At 68.2% G+C, this 21010-nt stretch carries 21 protein-coding genes; 8 read left to right on the top strand and 13 right to left on the bottom strand.

Annotated features, from left to right (window positions below):
* Positions 1-72: 72 nt before the first annotated feature.
* Positions 73-315, bottom strand: coding sequence for a GlsB/YeaQ/YmgE family stress response membrane protein (locus GYM46_RS09805; RefSeq protein ID WP_008258823.1), 243 nt, complete (start codon positions 313-315; stop codon positions 73-75).
* Between the two features lie 181 nt (positions 316-496).
* On the opposite strand from GYM46_RS09805, the gene GYM46_RS09800 reads away from it, so the two are divergent.
* Together GYM46_RS09800 and hisN are read left to right on the top strand one after the other, a co-directional pair.
* The gene (locus GYM46_RS09800) at positions 497-898 is read left to right on the top strand and encodes a helix-turn-helix transcriptional regulator (RefSeq protein ID WP_008263638.1); all 402 of its coding nucleotides are present in this window, start codon (positions 497-499) and stop codon (positions 896-898) included.
* A gap of 65 nt (positions 899-963) precedes the next feature.
* The gene (gene hisN, locus GYM46_RS09795; RefSeq protein WP_008259366.1) at positions 964-1749 is read left to right on the top strand and encodes a histidinol-phosphatase; all 786 of its coding nucleotides are present in this window, start codon (positions 964-966) and stop codon (positions 1747-1749) included.
* A gap of 25 nt (positions 1750-1774) precedes the next feature.
* Here hisN and GYM46_RS09790 read toward each other — a convergent pair whose 3' ends face one another.
* Together GYM46_RS09790 and GYM46_RS09785 are read right to left on the bottom strand one after the other, a co-directional pair.
* Entirely contained in the window at positions 1775-2134 is a 360-nt protein-coding gene (locus GYM46_RS09790) for a hypothetical protein (protein WP_232216260.1), read from the bottom strand.
* 134 nt (positions 2135-2268) lie between these two features.
* Positions 2269-3288, bottom strand: a complete 1020-nt coding sequence (locus GYM46_RS09785; protein ID WP_008262787.1) for an NADP-dependent oxidoreductase — start codon at positions 3286-3288, stop codon at positions 2269-2271.
* Positions 3289-3386: 98 nt separating this feature from the next.
* Between GYM46_RS09785 and GYM46_RS09780 the strand changes: the two genes are divergently transcribed.
* Positions 3387-4289 carry a LysR family transcriptional regulator gene (locus tag GYM46_RS09780; protein ID WP_008259428.1) on the top strand — a complete coding sequence of 301 codons (903 nt, stop codon included), beginning with the start codon at positions 3387-3389 and terminating at the stop codon, positions 4287-4289.
* A 10-nt stretch (positions 4290-4299) separates the two neighbouring features.
* On the opposite strand, the gene GYM46_RS09775 is transcribed toward GYM46_RS09780, so the two are convergent.
* The 3 genes from GYM46_RS09775 to GYM46_RS09765 form a co-directional block, all read right to left on the bottom strand.
* Positions 4300-5355 carry an alpha/beta fold hydrolase gene (locus GYM46_RS09775; RefSeq protein WP_008260849.1) on the bottom strand — a complete coding sequence of 352 codons (1056 nt, stop codon included), beginning with the start codon at positions 5353-5355 and terminating at the stop codon, positions 4300-4302.
* The gene (locus GYM46_RS09770) at positions 5352-6263 is read right to left on the bottom strand and encodes a class I SAM-dependent methyltransferase (RefSeq protein WP_008261396.1); all 912 of its coding nucleotides are present in this window, start codon (positions 6261-6263) and stop codon (positions 5352-5354) included. The genes GYM46_RS09775 and GYM46_RS09770 overlap by 4 nt, the downstream gene beginning before the upstream one ends.
* A 90-nt stretch (positions 6264-6353) precedes the next feature.
* Entirely contained in the window at positions 6354-7172 is an 819-nt protein-coding gene (locus tag GYM46_RS09765) for a class I SAM-dependent methyltransferase (RefSeq protein ID WP_008264318.1), read from the bottom strand.
* A 257-nt stretch (positions 7173-7429) separates the two neighbouring features.
* On the opposite strand from GYM46_RS09765, the gene GYM46_RS09760 reads away from it, so the two are divergent.
* Positions 7430-7912, top strand: a complete 483-nt coding sequence (locus GYM46_RS09760) for an Hsp20 family protein (RefSeq protein WP_040350206.1) — start codon at positions 7430-7432, stop codon at positions 7910-7912.
* Between the two features lie 52 nt (positions 7913-7964).
* Here GYM46_RS09760 and GYM46_RS09755 read toward each other — a convergent pair whose 3' ends face one another.
* Together GYM46_RS09755 and GYM46_RS09750 are read right to left on the bottom strand one after the other, a co-directional pair.
* A complete protein-coding gene (locus GYM46_RS09755) occupies positions 7965-8453 on the bottom strand; it encodes an RNA pyrophosphohydrolase (RefSeq protein WP_008259137.1) in 489 nt (162 codons plus the stop codon).
* The gene (locus tag GYM46_RS09750; protein WP_008264027.1) at positions 8453-9643 is read right to left on the bottom strand and encodes a divergent polysaccharide deacetylase family protein; all 1191 of its coding nucleotides are present in this window, start codon (positions 9641-9643) and stop codon (positions 8453-8455) included. The genes GYM46_RS09755 and GYM46_RS09750 overlap by 1 nt, the downstream gene beginning before the upstream one ends.
* A gap of 171 nt (positions 9644-9814) precedes the next feature.
* On the opposite strand from GYM46_RS09750, the gene ppc reads away from it, so the two are divergent.
* A complete protein-coding gene (gene ppc, locus GYM46_RS09745; protein ID WP_156796477.1) occupies positions 9815-12514 on the top strand; it encodes a phosphoenolpyruvate carboxylase in 2700 nt (899 codons plus the stop codon).
* A 138-nt stretch (positions 12515-12652) separates the two neighbouring features.
* Complete coding sequence (locus tag GYM46_RS09740; protein WP_008260089.1) at positions 12653-12991, top strand: UrcA family protein; 339 nt, start codon at positions 12653-12655, stop codon at positions 12989-12991.
* A gap of 47 nt (positions 12992-13038) precedes the next feature.
* Here GYM46_RS09740 and GYM46_RS09735 read toward each other — a convergent pair whose 3' ends face one another.
* Positions 13039-14004 carry a magnesium and cobalt transport protein CorA gene (locus GYM46_RS09735; protein ID WP_008260239.1) on the bottom strand — a complete coding sequence of 322 codons (966 nt, stop codon included), beginning with the start codon at positions 14002-14004 and terminating at the stop codon, positions 13039-13041.
* A gap of 248 nt (positions 14005-14252) precedes the next feature.
* On the opposite strand from GYM46_RS09735, the gene GYM46_RS09730 reads away from it, so the two are divergent.
* Positions 14253-14534 (top strand): UrcA family protein, encoded by a 282-nt coding sequence (locus GYM46_RS09730; RefSeq protein ID WP_008259287.1) that lies wholly within the window; start codon positions 14253-14255, stop codon positions 14532-14534.
* A 71-nt stretch (positions 14535-14605) separates the two neighbouring features.
* Here the strand turns inward: GYM46_RS09730 and GYM46_RS09725 are convergent, their stop codons facing one another.
* Positions 14606-16789, bottom strand: a complete 2184-nt coding sequence (locus GYM46_RS09725; protein WP_008262930.1) for a M3 family metallopeptidase — start codon at positions 16787-16789, stop codon at positions 14606-14608.
* Between the two features lie 128 nt (positions 16790-16917).
* Between GYM46_RS09725 and GYM46_RS09720 the strand changes: the two genes are divergently transcribed.
* Positions 16918-17775: a glutamate racemase gene (locus tag GYM46_RS09720; protein ID WP_008262261.1), complete on the top strand. Its 858-nt coding sequence runs from the start codon at positions 16918-16920 to the stop codon at positions 17773-17775.
* 186 nt (positions 17776-17961) lie between these two features.
* Here GYM46_RS09720 and GYM46_RS09715 read toward each other — a convergent pair whose 3' ends face one another.
* From GYM46_RS09715 to lysA, 3 genes are all read right to left on the bottom strand, one after another.
* Positions 17962-18945, bottom strand: coding sequence for a cation diffusion facilitator family transporter (locus GYM46_RS09715; protein WP_008262164.1), 984 nt, complete (start codon positions 18943-18945; stop codon positions 17962-17964).
* 78 nt (positions 18946-19023) lie between these two features.
* The gene (locus tag GYM46_RS09710; RefSeq protein ID WP_008262528.1) at positions 19024-19680 is read right to left on the bottom strand and encodes a hypothetical protein; all 657 of its coding nucleotides are present in this window, start codon (positions 19678-19680) and stop codon (positions 19024-19026) included.
* Between the two features lie 49 nt (positions 19681-19729).
* Positions 19730-21004, bottom strand: coding sequence for a diaminopimelate decarboxylase (lysA, locus tag GYM46_RS09705; RefSeq protein ID WP_008262408.1), 1275 nt, complete (start codon positions 21002-21004; stop codon positions 19730-19732).
* Positions 21005-21010 lie beyond the last annotated feature (6 nt).

Below are 21010 nucleotides of genomic sequence, written 5' to 3'. Positions count from 1 at the left end.
GCCGGTCGAAACATACAAAAAGGGCGGCTCTCGCGAGCCGCCCTTTCGTTCATTCTCAGTCCAGAGGGACGATCAAGCGCGACGCTTGACCAGACCCAGAAGGAACAGAAGGATGATGGCGCCGATGGTGGCGACGATGGTCGAACCGATCCAGCCGCCCCAGGCGAAGCCCAGTGCATTGGCGACGAAGCCGCCGATCAGGGCGCCGATGACGCCGACGATCAGATTGGTGATCAGGCCGTGGTTGCGGCCCATGATCTGTTCCGCGAGCCAGCCCGCGACGATGCCGATGATGATCCAGGCGATAATGCCCATGGTGTAGGTTCCTTCCTGTGAAGCCAAGCTGGGGAGTAAATGCACGCGGCCGGATTGGGTTGCGATCACGACATGCAGAGTTCGATGAGCCGCGAAACTCGCCCCTGACGCGACCTGCGGCATGCGGATTGCGGCGTGGCGGGCGAACCGTCCCGTGTCGGGACAGGTCTTCAGATAAGGCATGAGGGTCATGGCCACCGACATCGATCTCCACCTGGGCCGCCGCCTGCGTCGCCGCCGCCGCCTGCTGGGCCTGACCCAGCAGCAGTTGGCCGTTCAGGTCGGCATCCGCTTCCAGCAGATCCAGAAATACGAATGCGGCGCCAACCGCATCTCGGCCGCCCGTCTGTGGCAACTGGCCGAGGCGCTGGAGACGCCGGTCAGCTATTTCTACGACGGCGTGACCGAGGCGCTGGAGCGCAAGGACGCGGCGCCGGGAACGTCCGCCGGAGGGGGCGAGATGTTCTCGCGCAAGGAGACCCTGGACCTGATCCAGGCCTACTACCAGCTGGGCGAACGCCCGCGCCGACGCCTGCTGGATCTGGCCAAGTCCCTTCACGACGTCAACGACGCGGTCGCCTGAACGAATAGGGTGCAGGCGTTGCGGCCGGGGTTCTCTGCACGGGGCGATCCGCGCTAAGAGCGCCCATGATCGAATTCGAATCCTTCGCCGTTGAACTGGCGCACGAGGCCGCGCGCGTCACCCTGCCCTTCTTCCGCTCGGGGATCGGGCATGAGGACAAGGGCGGGGCGGCGGGCTTCGACCCCGTCACCGAGGGGGACAAACAGGCCGAGGCCGCGATTCGCCGCCTGATCGCCGCCCGCTATCCCGACCACGGCGTGATCGGCGAGGAATACGGCGAGGACCGGCCGGACGCCGAGCACGTCTGGGTTCTGGATCCCATCGACGGGACGCGGGCCTTCATCTCGGGCCTGCCGCTGTGGACCACCCTGATCGCCCTGCGCGTCGCCGAAAAGCCGACTGTGGGCCTGATCGCCCAGCCCTATCTGGACGAGATCTTCATCGGCGGCCCGTCCGGCGCCCGCCTGTTGCGCGGCGCGACCGAGCGGCCCCTGGCCGTGCGGGCCTGCGAACACCTGACCGACGCCGTCATCTCGACCACCGACCCCGACATCTTCAACGGCGCCGAACTGGGCGCCTGGACCCAGGTGCGCGCCGCCGCCCGCCTGGCCCGCCTGGGCTGCGACGCCTATGCCTACGCCATGGTGGCGGCGGGCCAGATGGACCTGGTGGCCGAGGCCAGCCTGAAATCCTGGGACTGGTCCGCCCTGGTACCCGTGATCGAGGCCGCCGGCGGACGGGTCGTCAACTGGCGCGGCGCCGCCCCGGACGGCACCGGCCAGATCCTCGCCGTCGGCGACTCACGCCTGATCGACCAGGCCCTGGTGACGCTGAAGCGCGCGGCGGCTTGAGGCGACGGGTCAACCGCATCCCGATCTAAATGGTTCGGTCCACGATGGGGTCGTGCACGGCCTTGAGCCAATCGCCCAGTTGTGAGGGGTCGCCTTCTATCCGCATCTCGCCGATGCTCAGAAGCCTATCCAGCAGGAGGGCGTATTCGGGGTCATCGCCGTATAGGAGGTTCAGGGCGCGCGCCCCGGCAGCGGTGATTTCGATGGTGATGTCCGCGCGCTCGTCAGGCCGCGCTCCGGCTCGGAACCCCGGCTTTCCGTCACGGATGTCGAAGCGAAGACCTTGCACGAGACCCTCGCCTATTTCCGCCCCGTCCGTATAGCGTTCGACAAGGGACACATTCAGGTCCGCCGCCAGCCCCGATTGCACGGCGGCTTCGGTCATGACGGCCCCGACCATTTCAAACCAGGCCAAGGCGCCATGGCGCAGTTTCGATCGGGTCGTCATCAGGCTCTGCTTTCCTAAACACGTGTCTTCGATGTCCGCGAGGAGGGCGGCGCGCGGCGGGCCGATCGATTTCAGGCGACCTTCAGGACGATCTTGCCCTGCGACCCGCCTTGCGCCGCCCGCTCGTGGGCGTTGCCGGCTTCCGCGAGCGGGAACTGACTTCCGATCACGACGCGGATCGTGCCGTCGTCGAGGAGACGCGCGATCTCGGCCAGTTGCGCCCCGCTGGAGCGAACCTGGGTCGTAGAGACCATGACGCCCCGTCTTTGCGCCTCCTCAGCCGCCGCAAAGCCCAGCGGGAACACCAGAAACAGCGCCCCGCCCCGCTTGATCACAGGCAGGAAGCGGGCGGCGGCCGGACCGCCGACGGCGTCGATGACCAGATCGACATCCCGCACCACGGTCTCCGCCGCCGTCGTTTCGTAGTCGATGACCTCATCGGCGCCCAGATCGCGCAGCAAGGCCTGCTGCTTGCCGGACCCGACCGCGATGACGCGCGCGCCCTTCCACTTGGCGATCTGCACGGCGAAATGCCCCACGCCGCCCGCCGCACCGTTCACCAGGACCGTCTTGCCGGCCAGCGGAACCGGATGATGCAGGGTCGGCTGAAGCGGGTTGGGCTCATCATGACCGCGCGCGACCAGGAACTGCCAGGCGGTCAGCAGCGACATCGGCGCGCCGGCGGCCTGAACGTGATCGACCCTGGTCGGCTTGAGCGCCAGTTCGGAGGCGGGCACGCTGACGTATTCGGCATAGGCCCGGGCGCCCCCCATCATGCCGGTGGGGAAGCGCACCATCGAATAGACTTCGTCGCCGACGGCGAAGGTTTTCACGTCATCGGCGACCGCCTCCACCACGCCCGAAACATCCGTTCCGAGGATCATGGGGAAGTCGACCTGCGGCCGCCATTCGGGCGGCAGGGCCTTGTAGCCTTCGCGCAGATGGAAGTCGGGAGGATTGAGCCCGACCGCGTGAACGCGAACCCGCACTTCGCCGGGCTTCAGTCCGGGCAGGGGAGCGTCCTCGTACACCAGCACCTCGGGTCCGCCGAATGCATGCTGCTGGATGGCCTTCATGGTCTCTGCGGGCATTGTCTGATCCTCACGGAATGCGTCTGCGCATCCATGACAGGCAGATAGTCGCGTCCATTCATGTTGATAATGATCCCGCGTTTCGCTTAAATAGCGCCATGACGGAATATATGGGCCTGGATCGGCTGACAGGCCTGATCGCGTTCGCGCGGGCGGGATCCCTGGGCAGCTATACGGCCGCCGCCCGCAGCCTCTCCATCTCGCCGTCCGCCGTCAGCAAGAGCGTGCAACGGCTCGAGCAACGTCTGGGCGTGTCGCTCTTCACCCGCACGACCCGCTCCCTGACGCTGACGCCGGAGGGGCGTGAGTTGCATGGGCGGGCGCTGAAACTGCTGCAGGACGCCGAAGAGATCGAACAGGTGGCGATGACGGCCCGCTCGGAGCCGTCGGGCGTTCTGCGGATCGCCGCCTCGCTCCCGCTGGGCATCCATGTGATCGCGCCGGCGCTGCCAGAGTTTCGCCGACGCTATCCCAAGGTGACGGTCGATCTGCGGCTGAGCGACCAGATCGTCGATATCGTGGATCTGGGCGTCGATGTCGCCGTCCGCATCGGGGAACTGGCGGACTCTCGGCTCCTGTCGCGCCGCCTGGCGCCCATGCGGCTCGGCGCCTTCGCCTCGCCTGCCTATCTGGCGTCACGGGGCGCGCCGATCCATCCGGACGCCTTGGCCGAGCACGACACCGTCAATCTCCGCTACCAGAGCAGCGGTCAGGTTTTTCGCTGGCCGTTCAAGATCGGCGAGCGGGAGATCGAGATCGTCCCGCCGTCCGGAATCATCGTGGATGTCAGCGAGGCGGTGCTCGCCACCCTGGTGGCCGGCGGCGGCGTCGGCCTGAGCGCGACCTTTGTCGCAGCCCCCTATGTGGCGCGCGGCGAGTTGGTTCCGATCCTGACCGAATACGCCGTCGAGCGCCACAACATCACGGCGCTCTGGCCGGAAGGCCGCCGGGCCAATCCCGCCGTCCGGGCCTTCCTGACCCTGCTTCAGGACATCCTCTAGGCCGTCGACCCTAGGCCACGGACGGCGTCTCTTCGGTGACGTCCTCGGTGCGGGCGGCGGGATCGGCGACGGTCGGCAGGTCCGGGATCGGCGAGACATAGTCGGCCATGGCGTCGAACTCGTCCAGGAAGACGGCGCGCTTGTCGTCGGCCTCCATGATCACCTCGTGCAGGGCGCCGGGGACCTCGACATAGCGGCCGCGGCCCAGGCGTTTGGCGGCCCAGCGGTTGGTCTGTTTCCACACCACGTCGTCATTGTCGGCCTGGACGATGGCGACCGGTATCTTGACCGCTTTCAGGGCCTTGGGCTTCAGCGCCCGCTCGCCGGCGTCCAGGGCGAAGGCCAGCCAGCCGTAGGTGGGGCCGCCGATGGCCAGGTGGGGGCAGGCGTACAGCTGCTGGCGCCACATCTCGTAGCGCGCCTCGTCCGAAGTCAGGGCGTCCTCGGCGAAGGTATGGTCGAACGGATCATCCGGGTCGCCCAGGATATAGTCGCCCGCGTGGCCGTGGCGGATGTTCCAGCGGACCGCCAGCTTGACCGACCACATAGACCGTTTGCCGGTCTTGATGCGCAGCATCGGGCTGGACAGGACCGCCCCCGAGAACCGGCTCTCGCCGGCTTCCAGCGACAACAGGTTCAGGCAGGCGCCCATCGAATGGCCGACCATGATCCAGGGCTTGGGGCACTGGTCCTCGAAGGCGTCCAGCAGCCGGCCGTAGTCGTCCAGAAACTCTTCCACCGCGCGGGCGTGGCCCTTGAGCCGGTCGGGCAGCAGCCGGGCCGACAAGCCCTGGCCGCGCCAGTCGTGGGCCAGGACGCACCAGCCGCGCGCCAGGAAATTGCCGATGACCTCGAAATATTTCTCGATCGGTTCGGTGCGGCCGGGGCTGAGCACCACCGTGCCGCGCGGCTTTTCGGCGGTCAGGTGCGACGGCGTCCACAGGGCGGCGCGCAGCCGCATGCCGCCGGCCCCACGGTACCAGTCGCCCTTGCCGCCCGGCGGCGAGGACGCGCCTGGAACCCCCATCAGGGGGGCGTTGGCGGCGAAGGCTTGGGCGCGGTTCACTCGGGTTTCCTGAATTTCAAGGTCATGCGGTCGCTCTCGCCGATCTCCTCGTATTTGGATCGGTCGAAGGCGGGGTCGGCGGGGTCGCCGCGAGGGGCGGTCAGGCGGGTCGGCGGCAGGGTGTCGACGCCGAACGGATGATCCTTGGTGTCCTTCTCGTTGGCGTTGACCTCGGATGCGGCGACGAAGACGAAGCCCGCCTCTGCAGCCAGCTGTCGGACGAAGGCCTCCTGGACATAGCCGTTGGCCGCCACCGGATCCTGGTCCTCTTCCGGGGCCAGACGGTGCTGTTCGACGCCCAGGACGCCGCCAGGCTTCAGGGCGGCGAAGGCGTCGGAGAAGGCCTTTTCGGCGATCCCGGCCGCCATCCAGCCGTGCAGGGTGCGCATGAACAGGCACAGGTCGGCCGTGCCCGCCGGAGCCACCGGGCCGGAGGCGGCGCCGAAGGTGGTGAACTGGGGCTCGCCATACAGTTTCTTGTCGGCGCTGAACCGGGTCTGGAAGGCGGCGTTCAGGGCGGCCTGGGCCGGATCGGCGGTCGGACCTTCCGGGAACAGGGCGGCGATATAGGTCCCCTGGCCCCGCGTCAGATAAGGGGCCAGGATTTCGGTGTACCAGCCGCTGCCGGGCCAGAATTCGACCACCGTCATGCGCGGTTGCAGCCCGAAGAAGCGCAGGGTCTCCATCGGATGGCGGAAGGCGTCGCGGGGCCGGTCCTGGGCGCGCCACGGCCCGGCGACGGCCCATTCCAGCGATCCTTCGGGCGGACCGGCGGGGGCGGGCGGCGCCTCGGGGGCTTCCTCCTTCTTGGGGCCGCAGCCGGCCACGGCGATCAGGGCCAGAGCCGCAGCGCCGGACAACAGGAACCGGCGCGACGGGTCGCTGGAAATCGCAGAAAGAGCAGCCATCAAAACACCCCCTCGGAACGCCGGGCCCCGTGTCCGGCAAACCTTGGTCGAACGGGCATAAGCAGGTTCGTGGCGCGGGTCAAAACCCGACTATTCCGGTTTGCGGAAACGCAGGGTCATGCGGTCGCTTTCGCCGACCGCATCGAAGGTCGCGCGCTGATCGGGGGTCAGGGCGGCCGAGCCGTCGCGGGCCTGGGACTGGCGCACCGGCGGCAGGGTCCAGACGCCGAACGGGTGGTCGTGGTCGTCCCTGGGATTGGCGTTCAGCTCGCTGCGGGCCTCCAGGACGAAGCCGGCGTCCTGGGCTTCGTGGATCACATAGCTTTCGGGCACATAGCCGGTCGAGGCGACGTCGGCGACGTTCAGGCCCTCGGCGCTGCGGTGCTGTTCTACGGCCAGGATCCCGCCGGGCTTCAGGGCGGCGTAGAAGGCCTTCAGATAGGGCTGGGTGCGGCCGTCGCGGGACCAGTTGTGGAAGGCGCGGGCCACCAGGATGAAGTCGGCCGAGCCGGCCTCGACCCCCATGCCCTCGAGCGGGCGACCGACTCCGACATAGCGACCGCCGGTCGCCGCCGCATAGGGCTCCAGGATATGCCGCCACCAGCTGGCGCCGCCCGGCTCGATCTCGACCACCGTCATGCCCGGCGTCAGGCCCCAGAAGGTCAGGGCCTCATAGGGGTGACGGGCGGCGTCGCGAGCCCGGTCGGCGGCGGGACGGGTCTGGGCGGCGACGGCGGCCTTCAGGGCCGTATCCTCCTCGAAGGTCGGCATGGCGCTGGACAGGGCCGAGCGCGGCGGCGTCCAGGCGCCTTCGGTCTGGGAGGGCGGCTGGGCCGGAGATTGGGCGGCGGCCATCGTCGGGGCGACGGTCGACAGCAGGGCGGAGAGGCCGAGGGCGGCGAGACGCATGGGCGTGTTCCTTGATCCGGTTCGCCCCTCCTTACGGAGCATCGTGGCCGGCGCAAATGACGATCCCGAGACGCCGACGATTTGCCGCGTATTCCACCCCCTTGACGCCGGTTCGCCGCATCCCATTTCAGTGTCCGAGAGCGCCGGTTCCGGGCTCTCCAGACCGACGGCGCCGATTTCGGGTCGCCGGGCTGAACTCCTACCGTCCGGGCAAACCGCCGGGCGGCTCAACCTTGCTGATCCTCAGGAGGATGCTGATGCGTACCTATGATTTCACCCCGCTGTACCGTTCGGCCGTCGGTTTCGACCGTCTGGCCAATCTGCTGGAAACCGCCGCGCGGACCAGCCAGGACGGCGGCTATCCGCCCTATAATATCGAGACCACGGGCGAGAACGCCTATCGCATCGAGATCGCCGTCGCCGGATTCTCTCCCGACGAGCTGAATATCGAGGTGAAGGAAAACCTGCTGACCGTGACCGGCCGCAAGACCGCCAACGACGACGCCGAGGCGCAGAAGACCTATCTGCACCGCGGCCTGGCCGAGCGCGATTTCGAGCGCCGCTTCCAGCTGGCCGACTATGTGGTCGTGAGCGAGGCCAATCTGGTCAACGGCCTGTTGTCGATTTCGCTGAAGCGCGAACTGCCGGAAGCGCTCAAGCCCCGCCGCATCGAGATCGGCGCCGGCCAGCCCCTGATCGAGGGCAAGGCCCAGACCAAGATGGAAGACAAGGCGGCCTGATCCGCCTTCGGACCGAACACTATGGAAGGGCGGCGTTCGCGCCGCCCTTTTTCTATGCGGGCTTTTGGGCGGCCAGATGCGCGAAGGCGGCGACCACCTGTTCATAGGCCGGGCGTTTGAACGGCACGATCAGGTCGCAGGCCTCGGACAGGGCGCCCCAGCGCCAGGCGTCGAACTCGATCTCGTCGTCGGCTTGCAGGTCGATTTCGCCGTCCTGACCGGTGAAGCGGAAGGCGAACCATTGTTGGCGCTGGCCGACGAAGCCGCGCCAGGCCTTGGCGTTGTTCATCGCCTCGGGCGGGAAGTCGTAAAGGATCCAGTCGTCGGTCCGCGCCAGAAATTCGACCGAGGTCACCCCCGTCTCCTCGCGCAGTTCGCGCAGGGCTGCGGCCAGCAGATCCTCGCCCTCGTCCACGCCCCCTTGCGGGAACTGCCAGTTATGCGGACCGGGCGTCGCATGGCGGCGGCCGTACCAGACCTGGCCGTCGGCGTTGAACAGCACGACCCCGACATTGGGGCGGTACAGACTGAGGTCGGTCATTACCGGCCGGGCCGCAGGGTCATGGCCGAGGCGGGCGCCAGCTGCAGACCGCGCTGTTCCAGACCGGCGGTCCAGCGAGCGGCGGCCTCGACCGTCACCGGATAGGAGAAGCCGGTCCCCAGGGCCGAGCCGCGCAGCTTGGCCTGGGCTTCCAGACTGTTCAGGGCGGCGATGATGGCGGCGGGGGACTGGGTCTGGTCGATGACCTTGTCGGCGCTGGCGCGGGCCCAGGCGCCGGGACGGCGCTGGAACGAACCGTCGTCCAGGAAGGCGATCCCGCGCTGGCGCAGGGTCGACAGGAAGGCGCTCATTCCCGTGTCCGAGGTGGCGAACCGGTCGCCCAGATAGTTGGTGACGCCGAAATAGCCGACAGCGCGGCCCAGCAGCCAGTCCATCTTGGCCTGGACGTCGTCCGGGGTTCCGCTGGCCAGCAGGGTGTAGGGGCCGGGGTCGTTGTCGGGATAGCCGGTGGGCTCCATCGGCATTTCCAGCATGACCTCGTGGCCCTGGGCGCGGGCCTGGTCGATCCAGGACTGGAGATTGTCGGCATAGGGCACGAAGCTGAGCGTCACCTCGGGCGGCAGGCGTTCGATGGCCGCGCGGGTGGTGACGGCGTTCAGCCCCAGGCCGCCGACGATCAGGGCCACGCGTGGCTTGCCGTTCGAGCGGAAGGGTCGGGCGTAGGCCTGGGCCGGAACGCGGCCGTCGGGCGCGATCATCGGCAGGGGGCCGCTGGCACCGGGTTGCGACAGGCCGGCGATCGGGGCCTTGGCCAGCGGAGACGCCGCCTGGACGGGGGCGCTATAGCTGGCCCCGCCCGCGACGGTGGCGCCGTCCGGCAGGGTGATCACCGCCTCGCCGCCTGCGGCGCCGCTGGGGTCCCCGGTTCCGGTCAGGTCCTGATACAGGCCCATGGCCCCCATGGAGAAGGCCTCGAACCCGGTCGGGGCCGGGGCGGGCGCGGCCTCTTCACGATGCAGGGCGATCCGGGCTGAAGGCGTGCCGGCGCGCGGGTCGCCGAGGACGGTCAGAAACAGGGCCGTCGCGGACAGCAGGAAGAGGCCGGAAAGCCCCGCGATCACCGGCGGCTTCTTCAGCGCGGCGACGACAGGTTTCAGGCTCGGCTTTCCACGCGCCGCGGGCGGAGAACCGGCGGCGGCGGCAAGGGCGGACTGGCGTTTGGCGAACATGGACACGGGGCGGAATCCTTCACGCCCAGTCTTGCATCGCGCCGGTTAAGAAACCCTAACGGCGGGTTCACCATGACCTTTCCTATCGCGACCTGTCATGGAACGTGCGTTGACGGGGGCGTTTCGGCTCTTTCACATGCCGGTCTCCCCGCTGCCGACTAGGACATGCCGATGATGACCCCCGCCGCCGACGACGCCCTGCGTGAAGAAGTCCGACTGCTGGGCGGCATTCTGGGCGAGGTCATTCGTCAGGAAGGCGGCCAGGATCTGTTCGATCATGTCGAGGCGGTGCGCCAGGCCTCGGTCGCCTATCACCGCGACCCGGCCTCGCATCCGGCCAAGCGGCTGGAGAAGCTGTTGACCGCCATGACGGTGGATCAGGCCGCCGGCCTGGCCCACGGCTTCGCCCTGTTCTCCCTGCTGGCCAATATCGCCGAGGATCGCGCCACCCGTCGTCGCGCCCAGGGCCAGGTCGTGGCCGGCGCCCGTCCCGATACGCCCGAAGGCGCCCTGCAACGGCTGGCCGAACAGAAGGTGGACAAGGCGGCCGTGCGCGCCCTGCTGGACGAGGCCCTGGTCTCGCCGGTCCTGACCGCCCACCCGTCCGAGGTGCGGCGCAAGAGCGTCATCGACCGGATCGCCGCCGTCAGCGACATGCTGGACGCCTGCGACAAGGCCGGCGACGCCTGTTCAGCCGCCCAGATCAACCAACCCCTGCGCCGCCAGATCGTCATCCTGTGGGCCACGCGTCTGGTCCGCACCCAGGGACTGGTGGTGCAGGACGAGATCGACACCGTCGTCTCCTTCCTGGACCGCATCTTCCTGCGCGTCGCGCCGAAGCAGTTGTCGGCCTGGCGGCGTCTGCTGGACGCCCCGGACCTTCAGCCCTTCATGCGGGTCGGCACCTGGGTCGGCGGCGATCGGGACGGCAATCCGAACGTCGACGGCGCCGTGCTGGCCGCCGCCTTCCGCACCCAGTCGCGCGCCGTCCTGGGCTATTACCTGGAAGAGGTTCACGCCCTGGGCGCCGAGCTCAGTCTGGCGGCCGAACTGGCCCAGGTCTCGCCGGAACTGGCCGTCCTGGCGGACGCCGCCCACGACCCGTCCCCCCATCGCGCCGACGAACCCTATCGACGCGCCCTGACCGGCGTCTACGGCCGCCTGGCCGCCACCTATGAGGCGCGGGGGGGAACCCCGCCGCCCCGCCGCGCCGTTGTCGCCGCCGAGCCCTACCCCGGCCCCGACGCCTTCGAGGCCGATCTGAAGATCATGCGCGACAGCCTGGTGGCGTATAATGGCGAGGTCTTCGCCGACGACCGGCTCAGCGACCTGGTCACCGCCGTCGAGATCTTCGGCTTTCACATGGCGACCCTGGACCTGCGCCAGAACTCGGACGTCCACGAACGGGTCGTCGCCGACCTGCTGAAGACAGCCGGGGTCTGCGCCGACTATTCCGGCCTGGACGAAGAGGGGCGGCTTTCGGTGCTCGCCGCAGAACTGGCCTCGCCGCGCCTGTTGTTCAGCCCCTATGCCGAGTATGCGGCCGAAACCCTGAAGGAGCGCGGCATTCTTCAGGCCGCCGCCGAGGCCCTGGCCGCCTTCGGCCCCCAGGCGATCCGCACCCATATCGTCTCCAAGACCGACGCGGCCTCGGACCTGCTGGAGGTCTATCTGCTGCTCAAGGAGGTCGGCCTCTATCGCCCCGAGGATCCCGCCGCCTGCCCGATCCAGGCCGCCCCCCTGTTCGAGACCATTGAGGACCTGCGCGCCTCGCGTCCGACGCTGGAGCGCCTGCTGAAGGAGCCGTCCGCCCTGGCCGTCGCCAAGGCGCGCGGCGTTCAGGAAGTGATGATCGGCTATTCGGACTCCAACAAGGACGGCTCGTATCTGACGTCCGGCTGGGAGCTGCACGAGGCCTCGCGCGCCCTGGTCGAGGTGACCAAGGCCGCCGGCCTGAAGCTGCAGCTGTTCCACGGGCGCGGCGGCACGGTCGGGCGCGGCGGGGGTTCGTCCTTCGCCGGGGTGCTGGCCCAGCCGGAAGGCACGGTCCAGGGCCGCATCCGCACCACCGAACAGGGCGAGGTCATCGCCAACAAGTACGGCGAGCCCGAGATCGCCCTGCGCAACCTCGACGCCCTGACCTGCGGCGCCGTCCTCGCCTCGCTGGATCAGGGCAAGGATCACGTCTTCACCGCCGACCACGGCGCCACCCTGTCGGACCTGTCCGCCCGGTCGATGGCCGCCTATCGCAAGCTGGTCTACGAGACCGACGGCTTCGTCGACTATTACCGCGCCGCCACCCCCATCGCCGAGATCGCCGACCTGAAGATCGGCTCGCGCCCGTCTTCGCGCACCGCCTCGACCCGGATCGAGGATCTGCGCGCCATTCCCTGGGTGTTCAGCTGGTCGCAGAGCCGGGTCATGCTGCCCGGCTGGTTCGGTTTCGGCTCGGCCGTCCAGGGCCAGGACATGGCCGAACTGAAGGCCATGGCCGAGGTCTGGCCCTTCTTCCGCACCCTGGTCCAGAACATGGAAATGGTCATGGCCAAGTCGGACATGACGGTCGCCCGCCGTTACGCCACCCTGGTGCCCGATCCGGCGCTGGCGGCGCGCATCTATGGCGAGATCCGCGACGAGTGGCAGAGAACCCACGACGCCGTCCTGGCCATCACCGGCCATGACAGGCTGCTGGGCGGCCAACCCGAGCTGGATCGGCTGATCCGGCTGCGGATGCCCTATGTCGAGCCGCTGAACCATGTGCAGATCGAACTGATCCGCCGCCGCCGCGCCGGGGATGAAGACCCCCGTGTTCGCGAGGGGATTCTGCTGGCGATCAACGGCGTGGCGGCAGGGCTGCGCAACAGCGGCTGATTACAGCCGCAACCATGACGACGATTTAATCCGCCCGTCTTGGATTGGCGGCTGAACCCTCATTGAGCTGTTACACAACACGCGTATTGCGCCTTCGTCGCCGTTTCGAGCGATTATCTTTCTCTTAGGAGCAAAGCGATGAAGGTTCTCTCCCCCGTTCTCTTCGCCGTCGCCGTCCTGTCCGTGTCCCCCGCCCTGGCCCAAAGCAACGAAGCCCGGATCGCCTTCCGCGATCTGGACCTGTCCACGGCCGCCGGCGCCGCCGTCTTCGACAGCCGCGTCGATCAGGCCGCCGCAAGCCTGTGCCGCAACTTCACCGTTCCGGGCAGCCGGATCGTCAACCGCCGGCCTTGCGAGGTCGCCGTTCGCGCCGAAGCCATGCGCCAGCTGCCGCGCCAGCGTCAGGTGGAATACGCGCGCGCGCCGCGCGGCGCCCGTCAGGTCGCCCAAGTCGTCGGCCTGTTCGCCAACAGCTGATGCTGCGGCCGGCGAAGGGCACCCCCGCCCTTCGCCGGCTCATCGGTCTAAAGCCACTTCGTGCGTTTGAAGGTGATGTAGAGGCCGACGCAGACCGCGACGATCAGACCCATCACGACCGCATAGCCGTAACGCCAGTGAAGTTCGGGCATGAACTCGAAGTTCATGCCGTAGATGCCGGCGATGGCCGTCGGCACGGCCAGCAGCGCCGCCCATGAGGCCAGCTTGCGGGTGATCACCCCCTGCCGCTGCTGTTCCAGCAGATTGGCGACCTCGAACACCGAGGCCAGGATGTCCGTCAGCCCGTTCAACCGGCTGTTCACCCGACGCACATGGTCGGCGATGTCGCGGAAATAGGGTCGGATGTCCGGGTCGATACAGGGCAGGTCCAGCGACTGCAGCCGACCCGCCACCTCCTCCATCGGCCCCAGGATGCGCCGGAACTTCAGCAGTTCGCGGCGCAGGGTGAACAGGCGGCGGATCTCGCGCCGCGACAGGAAGGTGTCCAGCGCGCGCTGCTCCAGCTCCAGCACGCTGTCCTCCGCCCCGTCGACGATCGGCACATAGGCGTCGGCGATGAAGTCCAGCACCCCGTGCAGGACGAAGTCGGGACCGGCGCGAAGCTGTTCGGGGGAGGCCTCCAGCTGGGCGCGCAGGGCCGTGTGCGACCGGGCCGAGCCGTGACGAATGCTGATGACGTGGTCCGTGCCGACGAAGACGTGGGTCTCGCCATAGCTGATCGTATCGTCCACCTTTTCGGCGGTGCGGGCGACGACGAACAGTTCGTGGCCATAGACCTCGACCTTGGGCATCTGGTGGGCCGACAGGGCGTCTTCCACCGCCAGGGGGTGAAGGTGGAACCGCTTCACCAGGACATCGAACTCGGCGTCGGTCGGCTCGTGCAGGCCGATCCAGACGAATTCGCCGGGTTTCATCGTCAGGCCCTTTTCCGTCAGCGGCGCCGCCCGTACGCGCTGTCCCTCTCGATACACATAGGAGGCGACGACGGACATGGAATCTCCCGAAACGGATGCGTTGCTAACGCCTTAGTGCAGGACGGCGCGTGACGAAATGCGCTCAACGCGCGAGGCTCCTCGCATCGACGGCCCCAGCGGGGGACGTTCGCCTGTCCGAAATGTCATGACGCCGAATTATGAATCAGCCGTGTTTCCGCCGCGGAAGCTTCGCCGTTTGGATGCGGTTCTGCGCCACCCTTCCCTGCCCCAGCCGATAGAGGGGCGGGAAAAAAGGAAACAGGATCATGTTCAGGATTGTCTCTCTAACGGCCGCCGCCGTCCTGGCCGCAAGCGCCGCCTCCGCATCCGACCTTCGCATCTCCTATGGGGATCTGGACCTGGCCACCCGCGACGGCGCGGCGCGGCTGGACACCCGCATTCGTCAGGTGGCCGACCAACTGTGCGCAAACCGCACGCCCCTCGAACGCCTCGCCTGCCGCGCAGGCGTGCGCGACGAAGCCCTGTCGAACCTGCCCGCGCACGCCCGGACCGAATACGCCCGGGGCAGCCGCTCCTTCGAGGCCTGAAACGCAGGACGCCGCCGGACCGATCGTCCGACGGCGTCCCCGTTATAGGCTTTCGCCCCAAGCCTGCCCGATCAGGACACCGGGAAGCCGCGGACCTTCAGCAGGGCCGCCACGTCCGGGTCGCGACCGCGGAAGGCGCGGTAGGCCTCGGCCCGGTCGGTGGTGTTGCCCGGCGCCAGCATGATCGACTTGAAGCGGCCGGCGATGTCCGGATTGAACACGTCGCCCGACTCCTCGAAATAGGCCCAGGTGTCGGCGTCCATCGTCTCGGACCACAGGTAGCTGTAGTAGCCGGCCGAATAGGCGTCGGACGTGAACAGGTGATTGAACTGCGGCAGGCGGTGCCGCATCACGATCTCCTTGGGCATGCCGATCCGCGTCAGGCTGGCCTTCTCGAAGGCGTCGATGTCGGTCGGCGGCGTGGCCTGGGTGTGCAGGTCCATGTCGACGATGGCCGACGACAGATAGCTGACGGTCGCATAGCCCTGGTTGAAGGTGGACGAGGCCTGGATCTTGTCGACCAGGGCCTGGGGCATGGCCTCGCCCGTCTGATAATGTTTCAGATAGCCGTCCAGGATCGGCCGGCTCAGCACCCAGTGCTCGTGGACCTGCGACGGATATTCGACGAAGTCGCGCGGCGTATTGCCGAACGACGGATAGGTCACGTTCGACGAGAAGTAATGCAGGGTGTGGCCGAACTCGTGGAACAGGGTCTCGGCGTCGTCCAGCGAGATCAGCACCGGTTCGCCCGGCTCGGGCTTGGTGAAGTTGTTGTTGTTCGAGCCCAGGATCACCTTCGATCCGTCCAGCGTCGAGAAGGACCGGTAGGTGGTCATCCAGGCGCCCGAACGCTTGCCCGGACGGGCGTAGTCGTCGGTGTAGTACAGGCCGATCAGCTTGCCGGTGGCCTTGTCGTGCAGTTCATAGACCTCGACGTCCGGCTCGAAGGTCGGGACCGAACCCTTGGGCAGTTTGGTGAACTTGAAGCCGTACAGACGCTCGGCCATGGCGAAGGAACCGGCGCGGACCGCGTTCAGTTCGAAATAGGGCTTCAGCTGGTTCTGATCCAGGTCGTACTTGGCCTTGCGGACCTTCTCGGCGAAATAGAGGTAGTCCCAGGGCTCGATGTCGAAGCCGGCGATCGCCTTCATGTCGGCGACCTCTTCGGCGACGCGCGCCTTGGCCGGCGCCCAGACGCGGTCCATCAGGCTCTGCGCATTGGCCGGGGTCTTGGCCATGGTGTCCTGCATGCGCAGTTCGGCATGGTTGCGATAGCCCAGCAGCTTGGCCCGCTGATCGCGCAGCTTCACGATCTCGGCGATGGTCGCATTGGTGTCGTTGGCGTCGCCGTTGTCGCCGCGGTTGACGAACTTCTTCCAGACCTGCTCGCGCAGGGCCCGGTCGTCGGCGAAGGTCAGGAAGGGATCGACGGCCGAACGGGTGTTCAGAATGGCCCAACCCTGCAGATTGCGGCTGCGTGCGGCCGATGCGGCGGCGGCCTTGTTCGAGGCGGGCAGGCCCGCCAGACCGGCTTCGTTCGGGATCAGGGTCCAGGCGTTTTCGTCGGCGACGACCTTCTGGCCGAAGCGGGTGAAGGCGTTGGACAGGGCGGTGTTGATCCGGCCCAGCTCGGCCTTGCCCGCCGCGTCCAGATTGGCGCCCGAACGGATGAAGGCGTCGCGGCGACGCTCGGCCAGACGCTTCTGCTGGGCGCTCAGGCCCATGGCGTCGGCGTTGTCGGCGACGGTCTTGACGCGCTGGAACAGGGCCGCGTTGAAGGTGATCTCGTCCGAGGCCGCCGACAGGATGGGCGACAGTTCGGTGTCGACCGCGTCATAGGCCTCGCCGCCGATATTGGAGGTCATGACGCCATAGAGGTTGGACGCCCGGTCCAGCGGCTCGCCGGCCAGCTCCAGCGCCGCCATGGTGTTGGCGAAGGTCGGGGCCTCCGGGTTGTTCGCGATGGCGGCGATGTCGGCGCGTTGCAGCTCGATGCCTTCCAGCATGGCCTCGCGCAGCTTGGCCGGGGTCACCTTGTCGAACGGCGGCAGGCCGTCATACGAACCGGTCCACGGCTGCAGCAGTTCGGCCTTGGGCGTCGCGGCCGGCAGGACGGCGCGGGCGATGCGGCCTTCTTCAGCCAGGTCCATGGCGGTCGGCGCGCCGGTGGCGGGCGTAGCGCCGGATCCGGTGGAGGCGCAGGCCGAGAGGGCCATCAGGCTGCCGCCCGCGATGAGAAGCTGGCGTCTGTGCATGGAATGCTCCGTGGAAAAATCATGTCGGGGTCACACTTAGGCGCACCGGACCGGATCGTCACCTGTCCCGCCCGTTAAAGGCCCGTAATCTTGTTGGATCGATCGTCGCACTGTTCTAAAGCCCGGATATGGCTATTGGCGTTTTCGACTCCGGCGTGGGCGGCCTGACCGTCCACCGTGAACTGACCCGACGCTTTCCCCAGCGGGACTTCGTCTATCTGGCCGACCAGGCCCACGCGCCCTATGGCGGGCGCGGCGGCGAGGACATCGTCGAACTGACCCGGGCGGGGTGCGAGCGGCTGTTCGAGGCCGGCGCCTCGGTCGTGGTTCTGGCCTGCAACACCGCCAGCGCCATCGCCCTGCGCCGCCTGCAACAGACCTGGATCCCCGGCCTGCGCGAACGGCTGGGCCGGCCGGTCAATGTGCTGGGCATCATCGTGCCGACCATCGAGGCCGCGACCGGCAAGCCCTGGAGCTTCGAGGCGGAGCGCGCCGCAGAAGGGGATAAGGTCGAGGCGATCGCTGTCACCGGCGTCTTCTGCACCGCCGCCACCGCCATCAGCCGCGTCTTCGAGATCGAGATCGACAAGCGGCGCGAGGACATCGCCGTCTTCTCCGAACCCTGCCCCGGCCTGGCGGGCCTGATCGAGCTGGGCGCCCCGCGCGAGGAGCTGAAGGTGGTGGTGGACGACCACGTCGACGCCCTGCGCCGCCGCATCGGCCGCCACCCGGACAAGGCCATCCTGGGCTGCACCCACTATGAGATCATCGCCGAACTGTTCGCCTCGGCCCTGCCGGCGGGCACGGTGCTGATCAATCAGCCGACCGCCGTGGCCGATGCGCTGGAGCGGTATTTCGCGCGGCATCCCGAATTCGAACTGGGCGACAGCGGCCGCCGCGACTTCCTGACGACGGGCCAGGCCGGTCCGCAGTCGGAAATGGTGTCGCAATTCTGGGGCGCGCCGCTGGCGTTCGCCCAGGCGTAGGGGCGGACACGGCGCCGACGCGGTGCTCCGCCACCGCACGTCATCCTAGGCCTTGTGCCTAGGATCCATACTCCCGGTGTCGGACTATGAGGCGCAGACTTTGCCGCTCTTCGCTATGCGGCGGGTCCTGAGTCTATGGATCCTAGGCACAAGGCCTAGGATGACGGTTGTGGGGGTGGGTGGAACTCAACACCCCGGACAGTCCGGCAGGGCCTCGCTTTCCAGCTGAAGCGTCGTGTGGCGGATGGAATGGCGTTTCGCCAGCGCCTGAGCCTCCATCAGCAGGGCGACGCCGTCCTCGCGGTCGTGGACCAGATGGGCCGTCAGGGCGGTCTCGGTCGTGGACAGGCCCCAGACGTGCAGGTCGTGGACCGCGCGCACGCCCGGCAGCCCCATCAGCGCCTTTTCCAGCTTGGCCACGTCCACGTCGGCGGGCGCCCCGTCCATGGCCAGATTGACCGAGTCCTTCAGCAAGCCCCAGGTCGACCACAGGATCACGGCGACGATGACCAGGCTGACGATCGGATCGACCAGGGACCAGCCGGTCAGCATGATCAGCCCGCCCGCCGCCACCACCCCCAGCGACACGCCGGCGTCGGCCATCATGTGCAGATAGGCGCCCCGCGCGTTCAGGTCGTGCTGGGACTTCATGAACAGCAGGGCGGTGCCCAGATTGATGAAGAAGCCGATGGCCGCCACCGTCATGATCACGCCCGAGCCGACCGGCGCGGGTTCTGCAAAACGCCGCACGGCCTCGAAGGCGATGGCCCCGCAGGCGAAGATCAGCAGCAGGGCGTTGCCCAGGGCCGCCAGCACCGTGGCCTTGCCGAAGCCGTAGGTGCGCCGCCCGCCCGCCGCCCCGTGCGCCCCGCGCCGCGCCAGCCAGGCCGCGCCGCCCGCCATGGCCAGGCCCAGGACATCCGACAAATTATGCCCGGCGTCGGCCAGCAAGGCGGTCGAATCCGCGATCAGGCCCGCGCCGAACTCGCAGAACACGAAGGCCAGATTGACCACCAGGCCGACGGCGTAGCGCCAGTCGCCGGTGTCCACCGGTCCATGGGCGTGCCCATGCCCATGATGATGGTGGTGATGGCCATGCGAAGAGTCATGGCCGTGATCATCATGATCGTGCCCATGATCGGAATGGTCGTGTTCGAGCGAGACGTTCATGGCTTCGCCTATACGCTCTTTGCGCCAACGGCCAAGCTGGTACTTGATAACGCATTGAACGTTATCATGTAATACCCATCAATGCGGTTGGAGAACGATCACCAGCCCCAGGGCGATCAGGGCCACGCCCAGCACCGCCCCCTCATAGCGCGCCCACCGCTCCATCCGCAGGATCGACGCGCCCGCGCTGGCCAGGCCCGTGAACACCGCCATGCCGGCGATGGTGCCGACGGCGAAGACCAGGGTCAGCAGAGCCAGGGCCGCCAGGCCCTGGGAGGCCGAAGACAGATAGATGGGCAGCAGCACCTCGCCCGGCGACACCGCCATCATGGCGACCAGACCCAGGAAGGCGGCCTTGTCGGACACGGCCGGCGGCGCGGCCTCCATCGTCGGGCCGCCCGCCGTTGCGGGCCGCAACACCGTGGCGCGCGCCAGATAGAAGGCGCCGAACAGGAACAGCAGCACCGCCGCCAGATGAGGCAGGAGCCCCTCGACCCACTGATCCAGCGCCAGGCCCGCCGCCACGATCAGGCCGCCGACCACCGCCGTCGAGGCGATATGGGCCAGGCCCGCCGCCGTTACGGCCAGCAGCACGCGCGACGCCCGCCAGCCCTGCGCCCGACCCACCAGGGTGAAGGGCAGCCAATGGGTCGGCAGGGCGGCGTGCAGGAAGGCCGCGACGAAGCCGCCCCCGAGCAGGGACAGCAACACGGACGGTTCGGAGACGGGCGACATGGGTGGGGCTATACTCCGTTACTTTATAACGGTCGAGACCAATTCCACCTTACAGCCAGTCGGCGAAGGGTTCCCGGTCCAGCATGTCTTCATAGGTGGGGCGCGGCCGAATGACGGCCCACTGGTCGCCGTCGACCAGAACCTCAGGGACCAGGGGGCGGCTGTTGTATTCGCTGGCCATGACGGCCCCATAGGCGCCGGCCCCGGTGAAGACCACCAGATCCTCGGCCTCCAGCGGCGGCAGGCTGCGGTCGCGCGCAAAGGTGTCGCCCGTCTCGCAGACCGGCCCCACCACGTCATGAGACAGGGCGGCGCCGGGACGGGGATTGACCGGCTTGATGTCGTGGAAGGCGTCGTACAGGGCCGGGCGCATCAGGTCGTTCATCGCCGCGTCCAGCACCAGGAAGCGCCGCCCGTCCGAGCGTTCGTTGACCTGGATCACCTGGCTGAGCAGCACCCCGGCGTTGGCGGCCAGCAGACGCCCCGGCTCGAACGCCGCCTCGACGTCCAGCCCGGACAGGACCCGCGCGGCCATGGCGACATAATCCGCCGGCGACGGGGGTTCGACCCCGCCCGAATAGGGCACGCCCAGGCCGCCGCCCAGGTCCAGCCGCGTCACCGCATGCCCCTGGGCCCGCAGGTCGCGGGTCATCTGGGCCAGCACCGTGAAGGCGGCCTCCAGCGGGGCCAGGTCGTTGATCTGGCTGCCGATGTGACAGGCCAGGCCGACGGGCGTGACATAGGGCGAGGCCGAGGCGCGGGCGTACAGGGCCATCGCCTCCTCGACCGGCACGCCGAACTTATCGCCCTTGCCGCCCGTGGTGATCTTGGCGTGGCCGCCCGCCCCCACATTCGGATTGACCCGCACGGCCACGGCGGGCGACGCCTGCATCAGGGCGGCGACCGCGATCAGCCGATCCAGCTCGGCGCCGGATTCGATATTGATCTGGCGCACGCCGACGCCGATGGCGAAGACCATCTCCACATCCGTCTTGCCGACGCCGGAGAAGATGATCCGGTCAGCCGGAATTCCCGCCGCCAGGGCGCGACGAATCTCGCCCTCGGACACCGTGTCGGCGCCCGAGCCCAACTTGGCCAGAGTCGCCAGCACCGACAGGTTGGAGTTGGCCTTGACCGCAAAGGCGATCAGGGCCTCGCCCAGGGCCTCGCGATGGGCGTCGGCGGCGGCGCGCAACAGGCCGTAGTGCCGCTTCAGCGTCGCGGTGGAATAGACATAGACGGGCGTCCCCACCTCGTCGGCGATGATCTCGAGCGGGACGCCCTCGGCGTACAGGGCGCCGTCCTTCAGGTCGAAATGATGCAAGGCGGC

It is taken from the genome of Brevundimonas mediterranea (assembly GCF_011064825.1).
Lineage (GTDB): Bacteria > Pseudomonadota > Alphaproteobacteria > Caulobacterales > Caulobacteraceae > Brevundimonas > Brevundimonas mediterranea_A.
The sequence above is the reverse complement of the archived record's forward strand: the minus strand, read 5'-3'. Positions and strand labels throughout refer to the sequence as shown.

Excerpts from the sequence above, each read along its gene's own strand:
- GYM46_RS09800 (WP_008263638.1), top strand. The coding sequence starts at position 497 with ATGAGGGTCATGGCCACCGACATCGATCTCCACCTGGGCCGCCGCCTG.
- GYM46_RS09740 (WP_008260089.1), top strand. The coding sequence starts at position 12,653 with ATGAAGGTTCTCTCCCCCGTTCTCTTCGCCGTCGCCGTCCTGTCCGTG.
- GYM46_RS09730 (WP_008259287.1), top strand. The coding sequence starts at position 14,253 with ATGTTCAGGATTGTCTCTCTAACGGCCGCCGCCGTCCTGGCCGCAAGC.
- GYM46_RS09790 (WP_232216260.1), bottom strand. The coding sequence starts at position 2,134 with ATGACCGAAGCCGCCGTGCAATCGGGGCTGGCGGCGGACCTGAATGTG.
- GYM46_RS09735 (WP_008260239.1), bottom strand. The coding sequence starts at position 14,004 with ATGTCCGTCGTCGCCTCCTATGTGTATCGAGAGGGACAGCGCGTACGG.
- GYM46_RS09715 (WP_008262164.1), bottom strand. The coding sequence starts at position 18,945 with ATGAACGTCTCGCTCGAACACGACCATTCCGATCATGGGCACGATCAT.
- GYM46_RS09725 (WP_008262930.1), bottom strand. The coding sequence starts at position 16,789 with ATGCACAGACGCCAGCTTCTCATCGCGGGCGGCAGCCTGATGGCCCTC.
- hisN (WP_008259366.1), top strand. The coding sequence starts at position 964 with ATGATCGAATTCGAATCCTTCGCCGTTGAACTGGCGCACGAGGCCGCG.
- GYM46_RS09770 (WP_008261396.1), bottom strand. The coding sequence starts at position 6,263 with ATGGCTGCTCTTTCTGCGATTTCCAGCGACCCGTCGCGCCGGTTCCTG.
- GYM46_RS09760 (WP_040350206.1), top strand. The coding sequence starts at position 7,430 with ATGCGTACCTATGATTTCACCCCGCTGTACCGTTCGGCCGTCGGTTTC.
- GYM46_RS09750 (WP_008264027.1), bottom strand. The coding sequence starts at position 9,643 with ATGTTCGCCAAACGCCAGTCCGCCCTTGCCGCCGCCGCCGGTTCTCCG.
- GYM46_RS09780 (WP_008259428.1), top strand. The coding sequence starts at position 3,387 with ATGACGGAATATATGGGCCTGGATCGGCTGACAGGCCTGATCGCGTTC.
- GYM46_RS09785 (WP_008262787.1), bottom strand. The coding sequence starts at position 3,288 with ATGCCCGCAGAGACCATGAAGGCCATCCAGCAGCATGCATTCGGCGGA.
- GYM46_RS09720 (WP_008262261.1), top strand. The coding sequence starts at position 16,918 with ATGGCTATTGGCGTTTTCGACTCCGGCGTGGGCGGCCTGACCGTCCAC.
- GYM46_RS09755 (WP_008259137.1), bottom strand. The coding sequence starts at position 8,453 with ATGACCGACCTCAGTCTGTACCGCCCCAATGTCGGGGTCGTGCTGTTC.
- GYM46_RS09710 (WP_008262528.1), bottom strand. The coding sequence starts at position 19,680 with ATGTCGCCCGTCTCCGAACCGTCCGTGTTGCTGTCCCTGCTCGGGGGC.
- GYM46_RS09805 (WP_008258823.1), bottom strand. The coding sequence starts at position 315 with ATGGGCATTATCGCCTGGATCATCATCGGCATCGTCGCGGGCTGGCTC.
- ppc (WP_156796477.1), top strand. The coding sequence starts at position 9,815 with ATGATGACCCCCGCCGCCGACGACGCCCTGCGTGAAGAAGTCCGACTG.
- GYM46_RS09765 (WP_008264318.1), bottom strand. The coding sequence starts at position 7,172 with ATGCGTCTCGCCGCCCTCGGCCTCTCCGCCCTGCTGTCGACCGTCGCC.